The 259-nt window shown below is 71.4% G+C and carries 1 protein-coding gene; it reads left to right on the forward strand.

Annotated elements, in window-relative coordinates:
* Positions 1-259, forward strand: a 259-nt coding sequence (locus tag AC1RQI_RS17300) for a hypothetical protein (RefSeq protein WP_481905845.1), incomplete at both ends; no start/stop codon positions are given.

Raw genomic sequence — 259 nt, forward strand, 5'->3', positions numbered from 1 at the left:
CTGTGGTCCCCGGCGCGGCCGAGCGCGGCAGCCTGATCCACAAGATCCTCGGCGATTTCTCCGCGGCCCATCCCGGCCCGCTGCCGGCCGACGCGGAGACGCTGCTCTACACCATCGCCTTCGAGGCCTTCGGCCCACTCCAGGACCAGTACCCCGAACTCTACGCCGAGTGGTTTCCCCGCTACGAGCGGATGGCGGTGGCCTTCCTCGAATGGGAGGCGGGCCAGCGCCAGGGCCTGCGCGCGATCCACGCCGAGCG

The sequence above is a fragment of the Salicola sp. AFF1 genome (genome assembly GCF_056783195.1).